We start from the raw sequence: 24,033 nt of genomic DNA on the forward strand, positions 1-24,033 counted from the left end.
TAATCACATTATTATCCTTACCTTTGTAATTGAAGCAAAGGAATGTGTGTATGAATAAGTTATTGACGGTGGTGATTGTCGCGGTCCTGACAGGCTTGGGCTTTTACCAATACCCCACTACGGAACAAACAGAAAACAAGCGGGTTAACACCCAACAACCAGATACCATCAACCCGTTACCGGAAGTATCCGAAACCCAAAAACTCTACGATAGTTTACAGCTTGAATCGGTACTCAAATATGAAGCGTTTGAGCAGGCCATGGTAGGTTATAAAACCATCCCGGCTAAAAACAAGAATATACTGACGGTTATTGATTTTACGCTCCCTTCTACTGAGAAAAGGATGTATGTGCTGGATATGAAAAACAAGAAATTGCTGTTTCATACCATCGTGTCGCACGGTCGGAATAGCGGAGAGAAATATGCTACCCGATTCTCCAATAAACACGGCTCATACCAGAGTTCGTTAGGTTTTTACCTGACCGATGCCACGTATCAAGGAGGCAATGGCTATTCCCTCCGGCTGGCGGGTCTGGAGCCGGGCATTAATGACCAAGCCATGGCCAGGGCCGTGGTTATCCACGGTGCCGATTATTGCAGTGAAAGCGTGATACGGGCCACCGGCAGGTTAGGCAGAAGCTATGGCTGCCCCGCATTGCCCCGGGCATTAAATAAACCCATTATAGATACCATTAAAAACGGCTCCCTGCTCTTTATCTATGCGGATAACGATGCGTACATGGCCAACAGTAAAATATTGAAAGATGGTGTCGGCGCGGAGACCATGCTGGCTCACCAAGAGCATACTGACGATGCAGATCGAATGTCGCTTTCCTCATTTTAACTTAGCTGTTCGGGGCCCGGTACGGCGGACTCAGGGGTTTGTGCATATTTTCGTAAATTAGCGGTCGATTACAAGACCAATGCTGAAAAACCTATATGATTTTGCCGCTTGGCTTCTGCTGGTTTTAGGTTTGTGTGCTGGTTATGCAACCGCCCGCGCCACTAACCGTCCATCAGCCGATCTTCCATTTCATAAACTGGACATGAGCCATGGCCTGTCATTCAACTCGGTGATGTGCCTGCTGGAAGATTCACGGGGCATGCTGTGGGTAGGCACGCGAGAAGGGCTGAATCGGTACGACGGCTACCAGTTCGAAACGTTCAGACATAGCCCGAATGACTCGCTAAGTTTATCAAACAGCCACATCAATGTGATTTTTGAAAGCAATGCGGGAGAAATCTGGGTGGGCACGGCCAACGGGCTGAACCGGTATAACCCCGCGACGCAGGGCTTCCGATCGTACTCGGCTCCGCCGGATGCAACGGGCTTAAGCAACAACTATGTGAAGGCGATGGTGGAGGACACCGATGGCAGCTTATGGATAGGCACTTCTAACGGACTGACGGTTTTTGATACGGATAGCGGGGCTTTTCGGCATGTTTACCTGTCTGATGCCAACGGCAATCCGAATAATATCATCGCGCTATTCCGGGATGCCGATGGGCTGATCTGGCTGGGCACGAAGGGTGGTTTGTATGTCTGGGAAAGCGGCTGGTTCAGGCGCATTCTGGTGGATCCGGCACTTGAAAAGCAGGGCGATACATTTGAGATAAGGGATATCAGGCAGGATGCGTCAGGCACGTACTGGGTGGCTACCGAGCAACACGGTATTTATGCGTTCCGGTATGCCGGCGGGGTGTTCAGCATCGGGAAACACTTCCATACGGGCAATTCCACAATCCTTTCCAACCAGGTGAGGAAGTTGTTTGCCGATAAGGGAAAGTTGTGGCTAGCCACGCTGAGCGGCCTATCGATTTTTGATGTGGCCGACGAAACGTTTACCAATATCCGGTATTCCATCCAAAAGCCGGAAGGCATCAGCCGCGGCTCCATCCATGACGTGATTAAAGATCGGTTTGGCGGATATTGGATAGCAACGTACAGCGGCGGATTGAACTATTACCACCCCCAGCACAACCTGTTTGAACACCATAAACGCAGCGCTGGACGTGACGATGGCCTGAGCGAGAACGATGTCAATGGTTTTTTGGAGGATGCCGAAGGCAATATCTGGATTTCAACAGGCAGGGGACTTAATCATTTCAACCGGGCAAGCGGGCTTTTTTCGCATTATGGAACCACGGAAGCGTCGGGTTTATCAAACCGAATTATCAAGGCCATGGTGACCGATAAGCGGGGCAATCTTTGGATTGGCACCTATCACGGGCTGAATTACTACGATATCCGTGCAAAAAAATTCTATCGGTATTTCCATGAACCGGGGCGAAATTCCCTGAACCAAAATCAGGTTCATGCATTGTATATGGACGGCGATGGCCTCCTGTGGATTGGCATGAACATGGGGGAATTGCAGGTGTTCGATCCAGCTACCGGCATATTCACGGATGTGCCGGGGGTAGGAAACATCGTCAGCTACATCCATGAAGACAGCAAGGGCCATCTGTGGATTGGCACACGTTCGGGACTGAAATGCATCGACCGTGTGACCCGAAAACCCATAGACCTCAGTAAGCTTTTGAAAGGGTTTGAACAGGAACTGTTGTTTGTAAACTGGATTATTGAAGACACGGGAAAACGGCTGTGGATAGGCACCCAAAGTTCAGGGCTTTTTTTGGTTAAGGATAACCGGCTTTATTGGTTCGGGCAGCGCAACGGCCTGGCTAGCAATACCATTAACGCGGTTTTGGAAGATGATAACGGTGATTTCTGGATCGCTACGAACGCGGGGCTCTCCAAGGTGGAGTACCGGGAAAATGCAACAGGCCAACCGACGCTCATTTCGACCGACTTTTCGGAAATCCACGGACTGCAAGGCGCACAGTTCAACCCGGGCTGCGCACTGAAAACGGCTTCGGGGCAGTTGCTTTTCGGCGGAATCAATGGCTTCAACATTTTTTCGCCGGAAATGATAACAAAGCAGCCTTACTTCCCCGATGTGCTTTTTACCCGTTTTGAGATCCACTCAAAAAACCCGGCGGCGGCGAGCATCGCCCTGGGGGATATGACCCGGTATCCGGATTCGGCCATCACGTTACGGTATGATCAACGGAACGTATCCATTGCCTTTTCGGGTGTTAACTTCGTCAATCCGGAGGCCACCATTTACCGGTATTCCCTGAGCAGTCTGGAACACGGCTGGGTAGATTTGGGCAAACAGCGCTCCATTAACTTCACTTATCTGCCCATTGGCACGCATGAGGTAAAGATACAGGCCAGCACGGATCCCTTGGCATGGGGAGATCAGTTTGCCGTGCTGGAGATTGTGGTGCTTCCACCCTGGTGGCTTACTAAAACGGCCTACGTGGTCTATGCTTTGCTCGCGCTGTCGTTGAGTTACGCCGTCTTCTTGTTTTTTCATCGGCGCGCGAAATGGAAAAACCAGCTTTATGTGGAAAAGCTGATGCGCGAAAAGGAACAGCGCATGCTGGCATCGAAACTGGAGTTTTTTACGGATATCTCGCATGAATTACGAACACCGCTCACCCTCATCCTGACTCCGCTGGACCGGCTGATGCACCAGCGCGGCCTCCCCGAAGGGCTGAGCAATCAACTGGCGATGATCCGGCGCAACGGACAGCGGATGATGGAGATGGTGAACCAGGTGCTGAACCTGCGTCGACTGGAAACGGAAGCACACGTGCAGTTGGAGGCGGCGGATGACGATTTGGCGGTTTTCTTGAAAGAGGTGGTACTGACATTTAAGCCGCTGGCCATAGCCCGGCGCATCCGCTTTGATTATGCCTCGGAACCGGAACGGCTCATCACCGCATTTGATTCCAGCAAGCTGGAGATAGTAATGTACAACCTGCTGTCAAACGCGTTTAAGTTCACTGCTGAAGGGGGCCAGGTGTCGGTACATATGCGACTTATTAGCGCAGCAACCGGCGTAACACCTGCTGCGGATGCAACGGACCGCTCCGTACGGATTGAAGTGAGCAATTCGGGAGCTCCAATCCCGCCATCGGTTGCCAACCGGTTGTTTGAACGCTACTATTCGAAAACTGAAAGGGCTGACAACCAGTATCCGGAAGGCATCGGCATCGGCTTGGAGCTGAGTAAGCGGATGGTTGAGCTGCACAACGGCTATATGGAGGTTGCCTGCGCCGACGGCATCAACCGATTTGCCGTGGTACTACCGCTGCGCAGACTTGGAACAGCGGGCGTAACGGTTGACCGTACGTTGCCATTGCAGGCCGAAAAGACGTCCCTCCCGCCGGCCATAATAGCCGGACAGCCTAAAGGTGAACAGCAGCGGCTGCTGATTGTGGAGGATAACGATGAGGTGCGCGGGTTAATCAGGAGCTTGCTGGACGACCACTACCGCATTGAAATGGCTGCTGACGGCCAGAAGGGATGGGAACTGGCGCTACGGACCATTCCAGACCTGATTATCAGCGATATCATGATGCCCGTGATGGACGGCATTGAACTGTGCCGCCGACTGAAAACGGATGTCCGCACCAGCCACATCCCCGTGGTGCTACTCACGGCCAGGGCAACTTTTGCGCATAAATATGAGGGGTATGAGACCGGCGCTGATGCTTATATTACTAAACCGTTCAGCAGCAATTACCTGCTGCTGCGGATAAAAAACCTTATCCAGCAGCGTGAAGCCATACGTGCGCAACTGCAACGGGCATCGCTGTTCGACCCGGGCACGGTGCTTGTCAATTCGCTGGACGACCAAATCTTGCGGAAAGCCAAGGAATACGTTGAACGGCATATGGCCGACAGCTCCTTCACCATTGAACAGATGAGCCGCGAAGTAGGGTTGAGCCGGATGCATTTTCACCGGAAGATAAAAGCACTCACCGGCCTTTCGCCGGCGGAGTTTGTACGCATAATGCGCATAAAAAAGGCTGCCGCTATCCTTAGGGATAACAACGTGAGCGTAAAGGAAACCATGGCCTTGGTGGGCTTCGAAAATGCCGACCACTTCAGGAAATGTTTCAAAGAACAATTCGGCTTGCTACCGTCAGACTACCAGCGGACAAATCATCAATCCACCGACCGCGTAAATACGGCCGAATAGGCTTTATCACCTTTTTTTTACCCTTGTTACATCAGCATGGCTTAGTTGTTACATGATTTTTCGTTCGCGGATTCTTGCCTATTTACCTTTGCCAAACCAATTATGGCCTTGTACCCTAAGCAAGTTATTGCCAGCGGAGTTGTGTGCCATAACTTGAGTGTAACCAACTAAGTGCAAGTTAAACAAATTATGATGAAACATTTTTTTATTCTCCTGGGTTCGCTGCTCATCGGACATATCCTGCCCGCCCAGACCTTCACGGTTTCCGGCAGGGTTACCGATGGTGACGGGCACGGCGTATCGGGCGTTAGCATCCTGGAAAAGGGAACGTCCAACCAGACGGTTTCTGATGGCACGGGCAACTACCGCATTGCGGTTGCAACTGACCAAGCGGTTTTGGTGTTTTCCTTCATGGGCATGGAAACCCAAGAAGTGCCGGTAAACGGCAGGACGCTTGTAGATGTCCGGCTGCAACCGTCATCCGCCATTGATATGGACGAGGTAGTGGTGGTGGGCTATGGTGTTCAGAAGAAAAGCGATGTGATCAGCTCGGTGGTATCGGCGAATACCGAAAGCGTAAACAAAGTGCCCTCCAATGACCTGGGCGAGATGCTCCGGGGTAAAGCAGCGGGGGTATATGTAACGGTGGCGGATGCCGCACCGGGCAGCTCGTCCAACATCCTTATCCGCGGAAGCCGATCGCTGACCGCCGGCAATGCGCCCATTGTCATCGCAGATGGGGTGCCTATCGGCGGTATTAATGACATCAACCCCAATGACATCGCCTCCATCGAGATCCTGAAGGACGCGGCCGCGCAGGCCATATATGGTGCACGGGCATCCAACGGCGTTATCCTGATTACTACCAAGCGGGGCAGTGCGGGCAAGGCGGTGGTGGCACTGAACAGCTTCTACGGCGCACAAACCGTAAGGCGCAACTTTGATGTGTATAGCGGCGAAGAGTTTGCTCAACTGAAACGCGAGGCTTACCGAGCGGATAACAACAACAATTACCTGCCTGACGAAGCTATATTTACCACTATCGAGCGGGAAGTGCTCGAGAGTGGCGCGTTTGTAGATTGGGAAAAAGAGCTACTGCGCGTGGCATCTACCCAGAACCACAACCTGAGCGTATCCACCGGAACAGATAAAACCCAACTCTATTCGGGGTTTAACTATTCCATGCGTGAAGGGGTGGTGCCGGGAACCGATTTCCAGCGCGGCACCATCCGCCTTAACGTAGATCAGACCATTAACGGATGGCTGAAACTGGGGGCCAACACGTCGTGGCAACTGTCTAAAAACAATAACCCCGGCACAGGCGAAACCTTGCTCCGTTCTATCACCACGTCGCCACTGGGCAAAATATACAACGACGACGGTACGTACCGCATCTACCCCACCGGTGTACAGGAAAGCGTGAATCCACTGCTGGATTTGGCGGAGGTGTCAAACACCCGCCACGACCGGAACGATATCATGAACATTTTCGCGGACATTACTCCCTTCAGTGGACTAAACTACCGGATCAACGCCAGCCGGCGGTCATGGAACCGCAAAACATTGAACTATTCGACTGCTGAATCCCTGCTGGGCTACCGCCGGGGAGGCATGGGCAACGGGGCGATTCAATATGAAGACGAAATGGAGTGGCAGTTGGAAAATATTGTGAGTTACAATACCGACATCCAAAAGCACAACCTGGGGGGCACCTTGGTGCATAGCATTAGCCAGCGGAAATACAGACGGTTCAGGAACGACGCCAGCAACATCCCCAACGACTTGCTGGATATCTATGGTTTGCCCACTGCTGAACGCAACCTGCCTACCGTGGGGGCAAATGACCGAGGACTCGTATCGTTCGTCGCGCGTTTGCAATACGATTATGACGGCAAATATTATGCGACCGCATCGGCCCGCGCCGACGGATCTACGGTTTTTGGAGCAAACAATAAGTGGGCCTATTTCCCAGCCGTGGCCGTGGGGTGGAACCTTTATCGCGAGTCGTTCATTGAAGCCATTCCGGAAATTACCAACCTGAAGCTACGGGCCAGCTACGGCAGCGTGGGCAACGAGGCGATAAGCACTTATCAGAGCCTGAGCACCGCGGTGCAACGCGACTACCTTTTCAATGGCGTGAAACGCATTGGCTATGTGCCTGGCGATTTCTTGCCTAATCCGAACCTGAAGTGGGAAACCTCGACAACGGTGAATACTGCCCTTGACTTCGGTTTTTTCAAAAACAGGCTTGCCGGCACATTTGAGTTCTATAACACGCGTACCACCGATCTGCTGGCGCAGCTGTCGTTGAAAGCGGACGTTGGCTATTCGCGAATGCTGCGCAACATCGGCGAGGTGGAAAACCAAGGCGTGGAACTAACGATGAACGGCATCGTGGTGGATAAAAGCGACTTGACCGTCAACGCCGGTGTATCGTTTTCCAGAAACCGGAATAAAATTATTAGCCTATATGGCGAACGCGATGAGCACGGCAAGGAGGTAGATGATGTGGCCAATGGCTGGTTTATCGGCCGCTCGAAAAATGTATATTACCAGTATCTCCCTGAGGGGATATGGCAGATTGGCGAAGACATCGTAAACAGCCACATGCCAAATGCGCAGCCCGGCGATGTAAAGATACGGGACACTAATGGCGACGGGAGGCTCACGGATGCTGATCGTGTTATCGTGGACCGCGACCCCAGCTGGTTTGGAACGTTTAACGTTGAAGTACGCTACAAAGGCTTCGACGTATCTGCCGACGTGGTAACGGTGCAGGGCGTAACACGCAACAACCAGTTTCTGTTTGATTACAGCATGGGGGGATCACTACGGGGTATCCTCAACGGCGTGAAAGTGGATTACTGGACACCGGAAAACCCAACGGGTACCTGGCCTAGACCACAGGAATCAAACGACCGGCCTTATATCTGGACAATGGGCTTGCAAGACGCATCATACGTAAGGCTCCACACAGCCACGTTGGGATATACATTCAGCAGGCCAGTGCTTTCCCGAATGAAGCTGAGCAACCTGCGCATCTACTGCACAGGCCACAATTTGATTACGTTGACAGACTTTAAGTCATACAGCCCAGAGAAAAACCCGAACGATTACCCTGAAGCCATTTCCATTGTGGGCGGTATTCAAGTGAATTTCTAACAGCAAACCTATTATACGGATGAAGACGCTTAGATTATTAACCATACAACTGCTGGGGATAGCGTTGCTCACTTCCTGCAACGACTTCCTTAGCGAGGCACCCATCACCGAGGTGTCAATCGACCATATTTACCAGACGCCTGAAGGACTTGAAAGCGGTGTTAATGCGCTGTATAACCGCATGAGAAGCTACAATTTGCCCGAGGGCGAAGGTTCGGCGCTGCAATCGGTAGCCTTCTTTCTGGTCGCAACAGACCTGGGTCTCAACAGAACCTGGCATACACCGTACGGCCCGAACCACACGCCGATAGGGTTCCCCGGCCGCAAGTGGACCATGGGTTACCAAATCATTGACCGCGCCAATGCGATTATCACGAACGCGCCAAAGGTAGATATGGCAACGGCGCGGCGTAATCAAATTCTCGCACAGGCCCGGATAGTGCGTGCCGAACTGTATTTTGACCTTATTAGGATGTATGACAATATCCTGCTGGACACCATTGCCACCACGCCGGAAAACGCGTTTGACGAAAAGGAATACAAGCCCGCCGACCCGGTGGAGGTATTCAAACTCATTGATGCGGATCTTGACTTTGCCGTGCAGCACCTGGACTGGGCAGTGGAGTTCGGGCGGTATGGGAAGGGTGTTGCCCACCACCTCCGCGGCAAGAGCGCCATGTGGCAGGGAAAGTGGGACGAAGCGGTCCTGAATTTCGATGCCGTTATCCAGAACACGACACACGATCTGCTGCCGCGCAACCAGATTGCCGACGTGTTTGGCCAGAACCCGAACCACAAGGAATCGCTGTTTGTATATGTGCGCGACGAGCAAACCGGCGGCAACGACGACCTGCCGGGCGGCGGCCCCACATGGATAAGCAGCATGTTTACCAGCCGTGTGTATGAACTCTCCAGCGGTGAAATGATCCGGTCGGTGGAATACGGCGGTGAAGCCCTCGGATGGTCATACCCCAATGACTATTTGCGTTCGCTCTATGACGAGGAAAACGACCTCCGCTTCCACACGTACTATTATCCGCTGCGGCTTATCGTTAACAACCCAAATTCGCCCAACTTCGGCCAGCCGCTGGACCCAGCGTTGTATGAAGACGATTTCAGGCGCTACCACTGGAGCTTGAAAAAATACCATGACGAAGAGAAACGGGTGGGCACCAACAACAGCTACAAGAGCATCGTATATTACCGGTATGCAGAAACCTTGCTGCTGGGGGCCGAAGCGCATTGGCGGCGAAGCGGCCAAGATCCATTTAACCATAAGGCGCTGGAGTATGTTAACCAAGTGCGGGAACGCGCCAATGTACCTCCCTTCGAGTCGTTCAACCTGGACAACTATCTGGAGGAGTCTGCGCGTGAGCTAGCTTTCGAAAATAATCGCTGGTTCCTGCTGAAGCGCCTTGGCGTGCTGGTGGAACGGGTGAACAAATACTATCAGATGGGCTCCAACTCCGGCAATGTGGCGATCTACCCGATGGCTCCGCACATGGTGCGCTTGCCTATCCCCCAATCGCAGATAGACCTGATGCGCGTATTTCCTCAAAACGACTTTTACGACTAAAAACATAAGCGCCATGAACAAGAGACTTTTTTTACTTTCCATGCGAGCATGTACGCTCCTGCTACTGATGATGGCACAGGCCGCTTGCAGCGACAAGGGCGACGGTCCACGCCCGGATACCGAACCGCCCGAAGAGCAACCGGGCCCATCTATCTTGAAAGAAAAGGCAAATTTCGGCATCGGAGCCGCCATCAAAACGGCCCACTTAGCTGAACTTGCCTATGCGAATACCGTGAAGAGCCACTTCAGTCAAGTGACCGCTGAATGGGAAATGAAGATGGAACTCATCTGGTCATCAGCTACCGGGTATAACTGGAGTAACGCCGACCGGGTAGTTGACTTCGCCAAGGACAACGACCTGGAGGTGCATGGCCACACGCTGGTATGGTATAAATCGTTCCCTGGATGGTTCAAAAACGCCGGTTACGATTCCACGGCGTTTGAAGACCGGGTGAGGGCCTACATCCAAACCACCGTAGGCCGGTACAAGGGCCGGGTAAAAAGCTGGGATGTGGCCAACGAAATCTTCAACGACAACGGTACGCTGCGATCGACCGATTGCCCGGTGTTTGCCACGTTCAACGATCCTATCGGTTTCTATGGCCGGTGCTTTAAATATGCGCACGAAGCAGACCCCGACGCCAAATTGTTTTACAATGACTACAGCGTAGTGCTGGCATCTGCGAAGCGAAGCGCCATCAAGCGCATGGTTAGCCGGTTCAAAAATGAAGGCATCCCGATTCACGGTATCGGCGACCAGTTCCACTACCGGGTAACGACCGACAAAAACACCATTAAAAACGGATTGACAGACATGGCGTCTACAGGCCTGTTGATACATCTTTCGGAACTGGATATCATCGTGAACGTACAGCAGTCGGAAAGCTATGCGTTTACCCAGGCGGAGGCTCAAAAGCAGGCGGACATGTACCGGTTTATCGTTGAGTCGTACGAAAGCCTGCCGGCTGACCAGAAATTTGCCATCACCACTTGGGGGGTTACCGACAAATACACTTGGCTAACCGACTACTGGCATGCCAAGGAATATCCCCTGCTTTTTGATCAGCACTATCAAGAAAAAGAAGCCTACCGCGGTTTCCTCGCAGGCTTGAAAAATAACTAACACAATTGGAGAATTATGAAAGGTTTCAATAAATTGAACTTGCGGGTTACCAACGCCCTGTTCGGCATGGCGCTCCTTCTCTTGGGCGGCTGCGAAAAGGCCGATCAGTACCGCGTGGTGCTACACGAGCCGGGCGTGGCAGATGCTACGGCCTCTGCCACCGGCATCAAGTTTGGAGAAAGCATTACGTTTACGGATTTGTCTACCAAAGTGCACCGCCGTAACTGGACTTTTGAAGGCGGCGATCCGGCAACTTCATCTGACTCAGTGGTTACAGTGACCTACCCCCGGGGCGGCAGCTTCAAGGCAGTACTCAATATCGTGTTTATCGATAATCAGCGGGGACAATACGTATTTGACGTAGAGGTGGAAAAAGACCCGGATTTGGTGATTCCGGAATATGATTTCGGCGCCACCTTTGGGCTGTTCACCGAAATGGAAACCACCGCCGGCCGCATCAATTCCGTGCGGGCCATCAACATGAACCACTTTGCGCCCACGGTTATTCCCGAAGCGCTGGAAGGGGTGCAAGCCTATAAATTTGAAGCTTCTGGGGAATCCGATTGGGCGATGGCCGCATTGCAGGAAGGTAGCGGACGGAACATCGACCTGTCGGCCTTCGAAAACGGCTTTTACAACGTCGCGCTCAAATCCGAGAGCCAAGCGAACATCCTACTGCGCATACGTTGTGCCGACGGCGGCAACGCTGTTTTGGAGTTTACCGCAGGGGGCGAAGAATATGGGTTCAAGCGCGACGGCCGTTGGCACCTGGTTTCTATTCCGGTAGCCGACATTATGGCAAGGGATCAGGCTAACACCCTGAATCTGGCTAAAATTACGGACTTCCTGTTAATCAGGAGCGCTCCTGGGGATGTACGGAATTACGATAATTATACCTTTTATGTAGACCACGTTTTCATGTCTGAAAAAGTGGAGCTGAAACAACAATGATCAAGCACATACCTTCAAGACCGGCCGTTATGGCCGGCTTCTTTCTAGGCCTGATTGGCCTGGCATCCTGTACGGCTTCTCGAAGCGAACAAGCGGACGGTCCTCGCTATCGCATGGTAAAAGCACGGCCCAACGCAGACAGTATGCAATGGATCGAATACACCGCAAAAACCGTAGACCGGCTGCCGGCCATCATCAAGGAAAATCCCGAGACCGGTGTTTTCGGTGGATGGAAAATAGCAACTTCGCAAGGCACCGGATTTTTCAGGGTGGAGAAAAAAGGGAATCGTTGGTGGCTGGTGGACCCTGAAGGGTATCCGTTTATCCACCGCGGCGTGGCCGTATTCCGGCCCGGTAGATCGGTGACCCAGCAATCGTCGCTGGTAGCCAAATACGGGATCCGGGCACAGTGGGCCAACCAGGAAAGCCAGTTGCTTATCAGCCACGGTTTTAACGGTACAGGCGCTTGGTCCGACCACGGGCTTCTGCGGGAGCAGCAAATTCCTTTGGTATATACCATCATCGTTAACCCCATGGGCAGCTATAAAGCCGACCACCTGAAGAAATTCGGCGGCAAATATGAGGAGGCCGGATGGCAGGGTTACCGGTTTGACCTGGTAATGGTATTTGACCCCGAATTTGACCGTTATGTGGAAGACGCGATAAAGCCTATAGCTGAATACGCCGAGGATAAGTACCTGCTGGGCTATTATACAGACAATGAACTGCCCTGGAAGAACGATGCGTTGGACCGGCATCTCACCAAGCTTGGAACCGAAGAACCTGGTTACCGAGCGGCCCGGGAATGGTTCGACCGACGCAGGGGCAAGAATGCGACCGTGGCTGATATTACAGACGAAGACCGCGCCGCTTTCAATGCCTTTTATTTTGAAACCTACATGCAGAAGGTAACCCGGGCTATCCGTAAATACGACCCCAACCACCTGTATCTGGGATGCCGCTTTAACCAGGAAAAAGAAGAACTGAGCAGCCCGGAAATTTTTAAGGTAGCGGGCAAGTACATGGACGTGATCTCCATTAACCATTACCGGAAGTGGGAGCCGGACCAAACGCAAATGGCTAATTGGGAAGCCTGGTCGGGCAAGCCCTTTCTAATCACCGAATGGTACACCAAAGGCGAAGACTCCGGCCTGCCCAACCGTACCGGCGCGGGCTGGAATGTACCCACGCAAGCAGACCGTGGGTACTTTTACCAGAATTTTGCCTTGGAACTAATCAAAAGCAAAGCGTGCGTGGGCTGGCATTGGTTTACCTACCAGGATAATGACCCCCAAGATCTGACGACGGATCCATCAAACCGGGACTCAAACAAAGGAATCGTAGACAGCCGTTATAATCCCTATCTGCCGCTGCTGGCGCAAATGAAAATGCTGAACAACCGTGTATACGGACTAATTGAGTATTTCGATGCAGGGAAGAGTTTCTGACTCGGCGCCTGACCAAATGGTCATGCATGCCGAGATAAACAAGCGGCGGTCGGAAATCTTATATAACAGAATTTTGACAATTACTGCATAATTAACCGGATAATCGTCCGTTATCATAGTGACAGTAGTTAAAGTTGTCTTTTCATAATTTAGGTTTATAATTGGTTAGTTTGGAAGCCCCGATTCTCCCCGTTTCGGGGCTTTTTTATGCGCTTACAGCGGGAAAACATTCTGGCCCGAATGTTGTTAACGGGATAGTTGTCAGAAAAACCCGAATCGCTTATGCTGATAAAAACCAGAGGCATACCATTTCGTTACATGTTTAAGAAGGTCCGGCTTGAAGTAGGACTGGTTTTTATTATCGGATTAGCATTTAACGCATTTACCCACTTATTATCGGAACGGCTACCTGAAATGCCTTTAGGGGTTCCGGCATTTCTGGGGACGGCCATTTCGATTTTGCTTTCGTTTAAAATGAGCCAATCGTATGAACGATGGTGGGAGGCGCGAAAAATATGGGGTTCCATCGTGAACGACTCCCGGACGTTGGTGGTGCAATTGCAAAGCTACCTGGGCGCCGAACACCAAGCGGTGATTACGGAAATGGGACACCGGCAAATTGCCTGGTGCTACGCGTTGGGCGATTCCTTGCGTGGCTTGAATCCGTTAACGCGCAATACCGGCTGTTTACGGCAGGAAGACATCGACCAGCTTGTACACCATCAGAACAAGGCGTTGGCAATCATCCAACAACAGGCGCTGTCCATTAAGAAATTGGCCGAGGCGGGGGCATTGGACGTGTTCTGCCGTGTACAGCTCGACAAAACGCTGGTTCGGTTGGTAGACTCCATGGGGCGCGCCGAACGCATCAATACCACGGTGTTTCCGGTGACGTACCGGCTGTTCCTGCATGCGGCGATTTACCTGTTTCTCATTACCCTTTCCATCGCCATACAGGATGTGCATGCGGTATTTGAAATTCCCCTGCTGGTATTGATTTCGGCTTTGTTTTTCTTAGCGGACAAGACGGCCTATAACTTGCAGGATCCGTTCCGGAACCGGCCGAGCGATATTCCGGTTACGACCATTGCACGCACCATAGAAATCAATATACGGCAGCTGCTCGGCGAGGAAAGATGGCCCGAACCGGCAAAGCCCAAAACGTTTTTCATCCTATAGGAGCCGTTGCTTTGGCGGCGGCCATTGCCGCTAAGGTAAATCGAATCCACCCGGGGTTCGGCGAAAAATTAATTTACGCAATCGATTGATTTTATACTTAAAATATTATTTTTGTCGACATACAATTAAAATCGAACACGATCTATATGTGTGGAATCGTAGGCTATACCGGCCAAAAACAAGCATACCCCATCCTGATTGACGGACTGAAAAAATTGGAATACCGCGGTTACGACAGTGCCGGGGTGGCCTTGCATACGGGAAATCAGATTCTGGTTTACAAGAAACAGGGAAAAGTATCGGCGTTGGAAGCGTTTGCCGCCGAGCGGTCAACAACGGCCACCACGGGCATCGGCCATACCCGGTGGGCTACCCACGGTGAGCCGTCTGACCGCAATGCACACCCGCATTTTTCGAAATCGGGCACCATTGCCATGATCCACAACGGCATCATCGAGAACTATGCGCAGCTGAAAAACGAATTGCTGGGAAAAGGATATACCTTTGGCAGCGACACGGACTCTGAGGTGTTGCTCAACTTCATCGAAGACATCAAGCTGAACAACGTATGTTCGCTGGAAGAGGCCGTGCGCATCGCCCTGAAACGGGTGACCGGTGCGTATGTAATCCTCCTCATCGACAAGGAGTACCCCGATACCATCATCGCTGCCCGAAAGGGCAGTCCGCTGGTTATCGGTGTGGGGAAAAACGAACATTTCCTCGGCTCGGACGCCTCACCCATGCTGGCCTATACCAAGGAGGTGGTATACATTAACGATTATGAGCTGGCCATTGTACGGCCTGATGAATTGATACTCAAGAACCTGGGAAATGAGCGGATCACGCCCTTTGTGCAGCAACTGGACCTGGAACTGGCGGCCATCGAAAAGGGTAACTTTGATCACTTCATGCTGAAGGAAATCCATGAACAGCCACAAACCATCCGGGATTCGCTGCGGGGCCGGCTCCTTGCCGAACAGGGAACCATCACGCTGAGCGGCCTGGATAAGATTGAAAATCAGTTGCGCGAGGCAAACCGGATAGTGATTGTGGCCTGTGGCACCAGCTGGCATGCGGGCCTGGTGGGCGAATACCTCATTGAAGAGCTCTGCCGCCTCAACGTGGAGGTGGAGTATGCCTCGGAATACCGGTACCGGAACCCGATTGTATCACCAAAGGATGTCATCATCGCCATTTCGCAGAGCGGCGAGACGGCCGATACCCTGGTGGCTCTGGAAAACGCCAAACAACAGGGTGCCACGATCTTTGGCATCGTCAATGTGGTGGGCTCTTCCATTGCCCGCATTTCTCATGCCGGGGCCTATACGCACGCGGGGCCTGAAATCGGCGTGGCGAGCACCAAAGCATTCACCGCCCAACTGGCGGTGCTGCAGTTGATAGCGCTGAAGCTGGCCGAAATACGGGGAACCATCAGCCGGGAGCTGTTCGGCGTACTGCTGAGCGAGCTGAATGAAGTGCCTGATAAGGTACAGTGGATACTTGACAACCAGGTGAACCACATCCAGAATATTGCCCGCCAATATAAAGACGCGCGCGACTTCCTCTACCTGGGCCGCGGATATAACTTTCCGATTGCCCTGGAGGGCGCCCTGAAACTAAAAGAAATCAGCTACATCCACGCCGAAGGCTATCCGGCCGCAGAAATGAAACACGGCCCGATAGCGCTGGTGGACGAAATGCTGCCCGTTGTATTCGTAGCGACCAAGGATGCTTACCACGAAAAAATCGTCAGCAACATCCAGGAAATCATCGCCCGCAAGGGCAAGGTGGTGGCCGTGGTGTCTGAAGGGGACGATACGGTGACCGGCCTGGCGGAAACCGTAATGGTGGTGCCAAGGGCACATGAGATTGTAGCACCCCTGCTGGCCGTTATCCCCCTGCAACTGCTGGCCTACTACATTGGTGTGGAGCGGGGGTTGGATGTAGACAAGCCGCGGAACCTGGCCAAATCGGTGACCGTGGAATAGTACGACGCCATGAGTTCCCTGCACAAAAAACCACTGAATACCCTGGGGTATGGTTTCGTCCCGAGCGAATACCTGCCGGAAGGCCATGATGAGTATTACCTGCGCGACAAACAGCAGCTGGCAACCTATAGCTACCGGCCGCTGCATGAGGCGGAAATTGACTCCCTCATCCGCAATGGCAATTATTCGCCGAACTGGAAAGATGTGTGGGTAGCTGACCCTTTCTTGCCGGACCAAATCCAGCAATGCAAATTTTACGGGCGTGTGCGCATCGGCCCGATGGAGCCGGTATACCTGGAGTACCGCGACCTGCAACTGCCGACAGGAATCTACCACAGTATCGTGGTGAGCTGCGACATCGGCGCGCGAGCGGCCATCCACAATGTACGGTATCTGGCGCATTTTATCATCGGCGAGGAGGTGATGCTCTTTAACGTGCACGAGATGGAAACCAGCAGCAATGCCAAGTTCGGTAACGGCATCTTGAAGGACGGCGATGCCGCAAGCAGTCTTATTGAGCTGGAGCTATGCAACGAAAACGGTGGGCGGGCGGTACTGCCTTATGACGGCATGCAGGCCTCGGATGTATACCTCTGGACACGCAACCGCCACGACCGGCAGCTCCAGGAACGTTTCAAAGCGATGACCTTTGGCCGGTTCGATTCGCGCCGGGGCTATTACAGCGTAGTAGGCCACCGCACGGTGATTAAAAATTCGCACATCATCAAGGATGTTAAAATAGGCACCGACGCTTACATCAAGGGCGTAAATAAACTCAAGAACGTAACGGTGAACTCCATTGCGGGGGCATACACCCAGATTGGCGAAGGGTGCGAACTGGTTAATGGCATCATTGGCCATGGCTGCCGCATTTTCTACGGCGTAAAAGCGGTGCGGTTTATTCTCTCGTCATTTTCCCAACTGAAATACGGCGCTCGGTTAATCAATTCGTTTCTGGGCGACAACAGCACCATCTCGTGCTGCGAAGTGCTGAACTCGCTCATCTTCCCGGCGCATGAGCAGCACCATAATAACTCGTTTCTCTGCGCCTCACTGGTGATGGGCCAGAGCAACATGGCGGCTGGGGCTACCGTGGGTTCCAACCACAACTCGCGGGGTGCCGACGGCGAAATCGTGGCCGGACGCGGCTTCTGGCCGGGCCTCTGCGTGAGCCTCAAGCATAATTCGCGCTTTGCTTCATACACATTGATTGTAAAAGGCGACTTTATGCATGAGTTGGACATCCGCATGCCATTTGCGATGGTGAGCCACGACGTGCCCAACAACCGGTTGCTGATACTGCCGGCCTACTGGTTTCTGTACAACATGTATGCGCTGATGCGGAACAACATGAAATTCATCAGCCGTGACCGCCGCACGCTCAAAAACCAGTACTTTGAATACGATGTGCTGGCGCCGGATACCATTAACGAAACCTTCTCCGCACTGCGCGAAATGGAGACCGCCGTAGGCAAGGCCTACCATCCGGCCGCCGACAGCGGCGAGTGGGCCCGCCTGGGAAGGGAGCTGCTGGCCGACCCCGGCGCAGACCTGCGCGAACGGGAAATCTTATTGGACGGGGTGGAAAATTCCTCGCGCAAGGTGGTGCTCATCAAGGTACGGGAGGGTTATGCGGCCTACAAGCGCATGATTACCTATTATGCGGCAACCCAACTGAAGCAGTATTTCGATACCCACACCTACGCACAGTTTGAAACAGCTTACCTGACCGATGGGCTTACTGCGGAACGTGCGCTGTTTGAAAACGTGGGCGGGCAGCTCATCCGCAAAACCGACCTGGCAGCACTGGTTGATGACATCCGGGGAGGCCGCATCAACGATTGGGACACCGTGCACCAGCGCTACCACCAGCTCAGCAGCCAATACCCTACGCACAAATTGGAACATGCACTGGCCTCGCTCCTGGAAGTGAACGGCATGGAAAAGGTTCAGCTGACAGCACCTTATCTCCAGACGCTGATTGAGGAAAGCGTGGCTACCAAGCAGTGGATTTGTAAAGAAATCTATAAGACGCGGGCCAAAGACTACCAGAATCCCTTCCGCCTGATGGTGTATGAAAACGAGCAGGAAATGGACGCTGTAATAGGCCGCTTAGCTGACAATGCCTTTATCCGGCAGCAGCAGGAGGAGTATGACCGGTATGCCCGAAGCGTCAAGACATATCTGGCTTAGTTCCGGGCCGCGTGCACCCAAGGATATCGCGGCGACCCTGTAACAACTGTCGACAAAAAATTGTTGTATTTATTTTTAACTTTGTCCGTACTCCGCTCCAACGGACCGTTCACTGTGAAACCAATTTGGCAACAAAAAAATAACACAACCTAACCACCCGTATGTGATGGATCGCGATGAGGAAATCATTAGAGGCCTAAAAGCTGGAGACAACCGGGCGTATGAATGGTTGTACCAACACCATTATCGTGTGCTGTGCCGGTTTGCGGACAGCTTGGTTGGCGATGCATACGTTGCAGAGACTATGGTAAATGACGTTATCTTCAGCATCTGGCAGCGTAAGGCAACGATTGACATCAGGTCGTTGCGACGATACTTGCTTAGGAGTGTACGCAACCGATGCCTGAACTATCTGGAAGAGCTCCGACGTAACCAGGTTTTTATTGATAAGTACAGGAGATCAATAGCCCTTGACGGAGCACACATGGAACCTGAAACTCCAACCCCCATGGAAATGTTGCTGGAACAGGAGTTGGATTTGAAAATCAAGGATAGCCTGAATGCCATGCCCCCTTTAACCGCACACATTTTTTCGCTAAGCCGCTTTTCACGGATGAAATACGAGGCCATTGCTCAGCATACCGGTGTTTCTATAGATGTGGTTAAGTACCACATCAAGCAGGCTCTATCCAAACTCCGGACCGATCTAAAAGATTACGTTATACCACCCCGCCGTTAACATCGACCCACGCCGATTTAACATTTCCAAAAAAACATCACATCGGATTTACCCGAAAATCCATTCTGACTGTCTTATATCTAAGCACCAGCTAAAAACAGGAAAGGAAGAAATGGACCATCAAGAAAAGTGGCTAAACCATATACATGAGGCGCTAACCGGTGAAATTACGGCCAAGCGGCAACACGCACTGGACGAGTGGCTCAATGCCTCCGATGAAAACCGGCACTATTACGAAGCCGTGAAGCGGCTATGGGAAGCCGCCGATGCAGCAACCGAAGACAAACGTTTCGACCCGTCTACGGCATATAACAATTTCTGTACTAAGACTCGGGGCAGTGTAACCGGCTGGCAAAGTCTACTTCGTTACACCGGTGCAGCAGCCGCGCTGATATTGGTTACGCTGGCCTCGTCGTATTGGCTATGGCAACGGCCGGAAGCAGCTCCGGCCGTTGCGACGATTACCGTACCCAGGGGTTCTACTTCAAAAACGGTATTGCAAGACGGCACGGTGGTTTGGTTGAATGCCGCCACCGAAATCCGGCTCGGTGATAATTTTGGTAAACGTGAGCGCCGAATAAAATTGCAGGGTGAGGCCTATTTCGAAGTAGTCAAGAATACCGATGTGCCTTTTATTGTAGAGACGGAAGCGATGGAGATAAAAGTACATGGGACATCGTTTAACGTAAAATCTTATCCCGATGACGCACAGGTAAGCGTAGCGTTGGTAGAAGGAGCGGTGGAATTGCAAACCAAGGCAGGACAGCCACTGCATTTACGGCCGGATCAGTTGGCGATTTACGATATCCGGCAACGGCAGTATACCATCTTACCCAATGCATCGGAATATGGCACCGACTGGGTAAACAACAGACTGATATTCAAAAACGCTGAATTGAAAACAATAATCCATGATCTGGAACGAATGTTTGGTGCCGACATTACCATCCACCGGGAAGCACTGGAAAAGCGCAAGTTTACCGGTGATTTTACAAAAGGAGAAACCTTGGAAGAAATCCTGAAGATCATGGCGTCGTTAGAGGCCTTCACGTATCGAATCGAAGGCCGGAAGGTAGCTATTTATTAGTAAAATTAACCGAAGGATAACCATTTTATAACAACTTAAAATTAATGATATATGATATAAGACATCCGGCATCGTAAAAAATGAATCGGAGAATGCGGCTACATTCCCCGATCACCTTGGACTAATACGTGACTATTAACCTCAATTAACTGCAAATGTATAGAAAAATACACTGCTTGGGATTGTTATGCCCAATAAATTATCCTCGAAGAATTATTAAAATCATGAAGTTAGCATGCATACTGATGTTCGTAGGCATCATCGGCGTGTCGGCATCTGGCTATTCACAGGAGGCAAAGGTTTCTGTGAAACTAAGCGACCGGCCCCTTGCCGAGCTGATTGCGGAAATCAAAAAACAGACAAGTTATTCATTTTTGTTTGACGCTGAGGAGGTAGACGTAAACCGCAAGGTGTCTGTTTCAGCAACCAATACGAAAGTGAAATCGGTGCTTCAATCCGCGTTGCGTGAACAAGGCTTGGAACTGCGGATGAGTGGCAATCATATCCTTATCGTACGGCCAAAACCGGGATCACTTTTGGGGGCACAGCAACGACAGGTGTCTGGCACGGTGAAAGATACCGATGGCACTCCCGTTGCAGGTGCCACTATTGTTGTAAAAACTACTGAAGAAACCACGCAAACGGATACAGAAGGACGTTTCGTTATAACCGTGTCTTCGGACCAGGATACGCTCGCCGTTTCGTTTGTGGGTATGCAGCCCTTGGAGGTGGCCGTTGGCCGACGAACGGCTTTGGACATCACCCTTCAAGTCGCGGCTACGGAAATGAACGAAGTGGTAATAACAGCGCTGGGGATAAGGCGACAATCCAAGTCGCTAACTTACAACGTGCAGCAAATTGACGGAAACGCTATTAACACGGTTTCGGACGCCAACTTCGTAAATAACCTCAACGGAAAAATTGCAGGCGCAACCATCAACAGCGCTTCCTCTGGTGTGGGTGGATCATCCCGGGTGGTGATGCGGGGTGTCAAATCCATTTCGGGCAACAACAATGCACTGTATGTGATTGACGGTATTCCGATGCCCAGCCTTTCCACTGACCAGCCGGCAGACATCTATTCAGGAGCCGGCCAAACGGGCGATGGAATATCGAACCTTAATCCCGAAGACATTGAAAGCATCTCCGTGTTGAGCGGCTCTGCGGCGGCGGCACTCTACGGCAGCTCGGCGTCTAATGGGGTGATCCTTATTACCACGAAGAAAGGCAAGCAAGGCCAATTTTCCATTAATGTATCGAATCACACGCAGTTTTCCGCACCACTGATATTGCCGGCACTACAGAACACCTATGGGCCATCTGAGCCAGGCAGCTATTACAGCTGGGGCGAAAAGCTGAACGTACCGTCTGATTACAATGTGCGCGATTTCTTCAACACCGGCATCAACGTCACCAATGCGGTGAGCCTATCTACGGGAAATGACAAAAATCAGACTTATGTGTCCGCAGGTACGGTCAATGCGGGAGGAGTACTGCACAATAACGACTATAACCGTTATAATTTCTCGGTGCGCAACACCTCGTCGTTCTTGAACGACAGAATGACGATGGACCTCGGGTTTATGCACGCAAACGTCAATGAACAGAATATGACAGCGCAGGGATTGTATTTCAATCCGCTCGTACCAATATACCTATTTCCGGCTGGAGATGACTTTACGAAAGTACAGATATACGAACGCTATGATGCATCACGGAATTTTAAAACCCAATTTTGGCCCTATGGCGACCAGGGATTATCTATGCAGAACCCGTATTGGATTATGGAGCGTGACCGTTTCCAAAATAACAAACAGCGGTACATGACAAATGCGACGCTGCAATATCGCCTGAACGATTGGATCAACCTCTCCGGCCGACTGAAACTGGACCGCAGCAACGACAAGTTCGAAAAGAAATTCAACGCGTCTACAAACACCTTGTTTGCCTCAGAAAATGGCTATTACTCGTTGAACGAGGCTCAAACCCAACAAGTGTATGCCGAATTTTTGATGAATATCAACAAGACATTTGCGCAAGACGCCTTGTACCTAACCGCCAATGTCGGAACCAACGTGGAAGATGTGCAATACGACCAGAATATGTATGGCGGAAAGCTCCATGGTGTACCTAACCTATTTACGTACGCCAACGTAAACAATTCGACTGCGGAGTCGTCTCAGTCTGGTTATCACCGTAACAAACAGGCTGTATTTGCCAGTATGCAATTGGGCTACCATGACCAGCTTTTTCTGGACCTAACGGGGCGGAACGACTGGGCTTCTACGCTGGCGATGTCTAACATCAAGTCGTTTTTCTACCCTTCTATCGGCATATCGGCGGTACTAACAGACCTGTTCAATTTCGGCTCCGATGTATTACCCTACCTAAAAGCTCGGGTTTCGTATTCTGAAGTGGGGAATGAGCCCAACCCGTTCCTGACTATCCCCACTTACTCACTTTCAAGCGGATATCCGCAAACCCAAACGCGGATGCCGAATACCGATCTCCGCCCAGAACGTACGCGATCGTGGGAAGCTGGCACTAACGCTACCTTTTTCCGCAATAAGTTGAACGTCGATGCTACGGTATACTATTCAAGCACGTATAACCAGTTTTTTGAGCCGACACTTTCTTCGTCGTCCGGCTACACGAGCGTTATTGTCAACGCAGGCCAGATTGATAACAAAGGGATAGAAATTGCCGCCCGGTACAACGAAGATTTTGGGGCCTTGAAATGGAATACCTACCTGGTATATTCTTTGAACCGCAACCGAATCGTTGAACTGCTTCCCAACTGGACCAACCCGGTGACTGGCGAGCAAATTTCGCTGACCGAAATCGACATGGGCGGCACAGGCAGCTATAAAATGGTACTGGAAGAAGGTGGTAGTATGGGCGACATTTACGTCAGCAGCCTACGGACGGATGAACATGGAGCCATCTACGTACATCCAACCGACCAAACAGTGGTTGCGGAACCCAATCAATTTGTATATGCAGGCAATAGCAACCCGAAATACAATTTCGGCTGGGGCAACAGCCTAACTTGGAAAGGGGCTTCCCTAAGCTTTCTGTTTACCGGACGCGTGGGCGGGGTGGTCGTATCCAATACGCAAGCCATCTTGGATGCATTCGGAGCCTCACAGGCTTCTGCTGATGCCCGCGACGCGGGCGGCGTGCTGGTGAATGGTCGGCCCATTCCGGCAAAGCCTTACTACGATGTGGTGGGGGGCGGATCTTCCGGTGGCGTGGCCTCTATGTACACCTACAGCGCTACCAACATCCGCTTGGGCGAACTCGCACTGGGGTACGATTTACCCATCAACCACTGGGTAAACGCTATAAAGGGTGCCAACGTTTCATTGATTGGCAGAAACCTCTTTTTCTTATACAACAAAGCACCGTACGACCCGGAACTCACAGCCAATACCGGAACGTATTTCCAAGGCATCGACTACTTCATGTCGCCCAGCCTTCGCAGCTTAGGTTTTTCTCTTAAACTTCAATTTTAAGACGCAAAAGATGA

General features: G+C 51.7%; 13 protein-coding genes. All 13 read left to right on the forward strand.

What is annotated here, in order from left to right:
- The first annotated feature begins 50 nt into the window (after positions 1 to 50).
- The 13 genes from BM030_RS11530 to BM030_RS11590 all read left to right on the forward strand — a co-directional run bounded on the left by BM030_RS11530 (position 51) and on the right by BM030_RS11590 (position 24,019).
- Entirely contained in the window at positions 51 to 845 is a 795-nt protein-coding gene (locus BM030_RS11530) for a murein L,D-transpeptidase catalytic domain family protein (protein WP_090973758.1), read from the forward strand.
- 79 nt (positions 846 to 924) lie between these two features.
- Positions 925 to 5,058: a two-component regulator propeller domain-containing protein gene (locus tag BM030_RS11535; RefSeq protein WP_090973759.1), complete on the forward strand. Its 4,134-nt coding sequence runs from the start codon at positions 925 to 927 to the stop codon at positions 5,056 to 5,058.
- A 189-nt stretch (positions 5,059 to 5,247) separates the two neighbouring features.
- Entirely contained in the window at positions 5,248 to 8,220 is a 2,973-nt protein-coding gene (locus BM030_RS11540; protein WP_211657585.1) for a SusC/RagA family TonB-linked outer membrane protein, read from the forward strand.
- A gap of 19 nt (positions 8,221 to 8,239) precedes the next feature.
- A complete protein-coding gene (locus BM030_RS11545; protein ID WP_090973761.1) occupies positions 8,240 to 9,796 on the forward strand; it encodes a RagB/SusD family nutrient uptake outer membrane protein in 1,557 nt (518 codons plus the stop codon).
- 13 nt (positions 9,797 to 9,809) lie between these two features.
- Positions 9,810 to 10,919 (forward strand): endo-1,4-beta-xylanase, encoded by a 1,110-nt coding sequence (locus tag BM030_RS11550; RefSeq protein ID WP_211657586.1) that lies wholly within the window; start codon positions 9,810 to 9,812, stop codon positions 10,917 to 10,919.
- 15 nt (positions 10,920 to 10,934) lie between these two features.
- Positions 10,935 to 11,870 (forward strand): PKD domain-containing protein, encoded by a 936-nt coding sequence (locus BM030_RS11555; RefSeq protein ID WP_090973763.1) that lies wholly within the window; start codon positions 10,935 to 10,937, stop codon positions 11,868 to 11,870.
- The gene (locus BM030_RS11560; RefSeq protein ID WP_211657587.1) at positions 11,867 to 13,318 is read left to right on the forward strand and encodes a hypothetical protein; all 1,452 of its coding nucleotides are present in this window, start codon (positions 11,867 to 11,869) and stop codon (positions 13,316 to 13,318) included. Before BM030_RS11555 ends, BM030_RS11560 begins: the two co-directional genes overlap by 4 nt.
- Positions 13,319 to 13,636: 318 nt before the next feature.
- Complete coding sequence (locus BM030_RS11565) at positions 13,637 to 14,497, forward strand: bestrophin family protein (protein ID WP_244518878.1); 861 nt, start codon at positions 13,637 to 13,639, stop codon at positions 14,495 to 14,497.
- Between the two features lie 146 nt (positions 14,498 to 14,643).
- The gene (gene glmS / locus BM030_RS11570) at positions 14,644 to 16,485 is read left to right on the forward strand and encodes a glutamine--fructose-6-phosphate transaminase (isomerizing) (protein ID WP_090973765.1); all 1,842 of its coding nucleotides are present in this window, start codon (positions 14,644 to 14,646) and stop codon (positions 16,483 to 16,485) included.
- A 9-nt stretch (positions 16,486 to 16,494) separates the two neighbouring features.
- The gene (locus tag BM030_RS11575; RefSeq protein ID WP_090973766.1) at positions 16,495 to 18,678 is read left to right on the forward strand and encodes a DUF4954 family protein; all 2,184 of its coding nucleotides are present in this window, start codon (positions 16,495 to 16,497) and stop codon (positions 18,676 to 18,678) included.
- A 166-nt stretch (positions 18,679 to 18,844) separates the two neighbouring features.
- Positions 18,845 to 19,417 carry an RNA polymerase sigma-70 factor gene (locus tag BM030_RS11580; RefSeq protein ID WP_090973767.1) on the forward strand — a complete coding sequence of 191 codons (573 nt, stop codon included), beginning with the start codon at positions 18,845 to 18,847 and terminating at the stop codon, positions 19,415 to 19,417.
- Positions 19,418 to 19,529: 112 nt separating this feature from the next.
- Entirely contained in the window at positions 19,530 to 20,504 is a 975-nt protein-coding gene (locus tag BM030_RS11585; RefSeq protein WP_090973768.1) for a FecR family protein, read from the forward strand.
- 224 nt (positions 20,505 to 20,728) lie between these two features.
- Positions 20,729 to 24,019: a SusC/RagA family TonB-linked outer membrane protein gene (locus BM030_RS11590; protein WP_090973769.1), complete on the forward strand. Its 3,291-nt coding sequence runs from the start codon at positions 20,729 to 20,731 to the stop codon at positions 24,017 to 24,019.
- The last annotated feature ends 14 nt before the right edge of the window (positions 24,020 to 24,033 follow it).

This window comes from Parapedobacter composti, assembly GCF_900112315.1.
In the GTDB taxonomy this organism is placed as follows: Bacteria; Bacteroidota; Bacteroidia; order Sphingobacteriales; family Sphingobacteriaceae; genus Parapedobacter; species Parapedobacter composti.

Coding starts and splice junctions, on each gene's coding strand:
- BM030_RS11530 (WP_090973758.1), top strand. CDS start 51: ATGAATAAGTTATTGACGGTGGTGATTGTCGCGGTCCTGACAGGCTTG.
- BM030_RS11535 (WP_090973759.1), top strand. CDS start 925: ATGCTGAAAAACCTATATGATTTTGCCGCTTGGCTTCTGCTGGTTTTA.
- BM030_RS11540 (WP_211657585.1), top strand. CDS start 5,248: ATGATGAAACATTTTTTTATTCTCCTGGGTTCGCTGCTCATCGGACAT.
- BM030_RS11545 (WP_090973761.1), top strand. CDS start 8,240: ATGAAGACGCTTAGATTATTAACCATACAACTGCTGGGGATAGCGTTG.
- BM030_RS11550 (WP_211657586.1), top strand. CDS start 9,810: ATGAACAAGAGACTTTTTTTACTTTCCATGCGAGCATGTACGCTCCTG.
- BM030_RS11555 (WP_090973763.1), top strand. CDS start 10,935: ATGAAAGGTTTCAATAAATTGAACTTGCGGGTTACCAACGCCCTGTTC.
- BM030_RS11560 (WP_211657587.1), top strand. CDS start 11,867: ATGATCAAGCACATACCTTCAAGACCGGCCGTTATGGCCGGCTTCTTT.
- BM030_RS11565 (WP_244518878.1), top strand. CDS start 13,637: ATGTTTAAGAAGGTCCGGCTTGAAGTAGGACTGGTTTTTATTATCGGA.
- glmS (WP_090973765.1), top strand. CDS start 14,644: ATGTGTGGAATCGTAGGCTATACCGGCCAAAAACAAGCATACCCCATC.
- BM030_RS11575 (WP_090973766.1), top strand. CDS start 16,495: ATGAGTTCCCTGCACAAAAAACCACTGAATACCCTGGGGTATGGTTTC.
- BM030_RS11580 (WP_090973767.1), top strand. CDS start 18,845: ATGGATCGCGATGAGGAAATCATTAGAGGCCTAAAAGCTGGAGACAAC.
- BM030_RS11585 (WP_090973768.1), top strand. CDS start 19,530: ATGGACCATCAAGAAAAGTGGCTAAACCATATACATGAGGCGCTAACC.
- BM030_RS11590 (WP_090973769.1), top strand. CDS start 20,729: ATGAAGTTAGCATGCATACTGATGTTCGTAGGCATCATCGGCGTGTCG.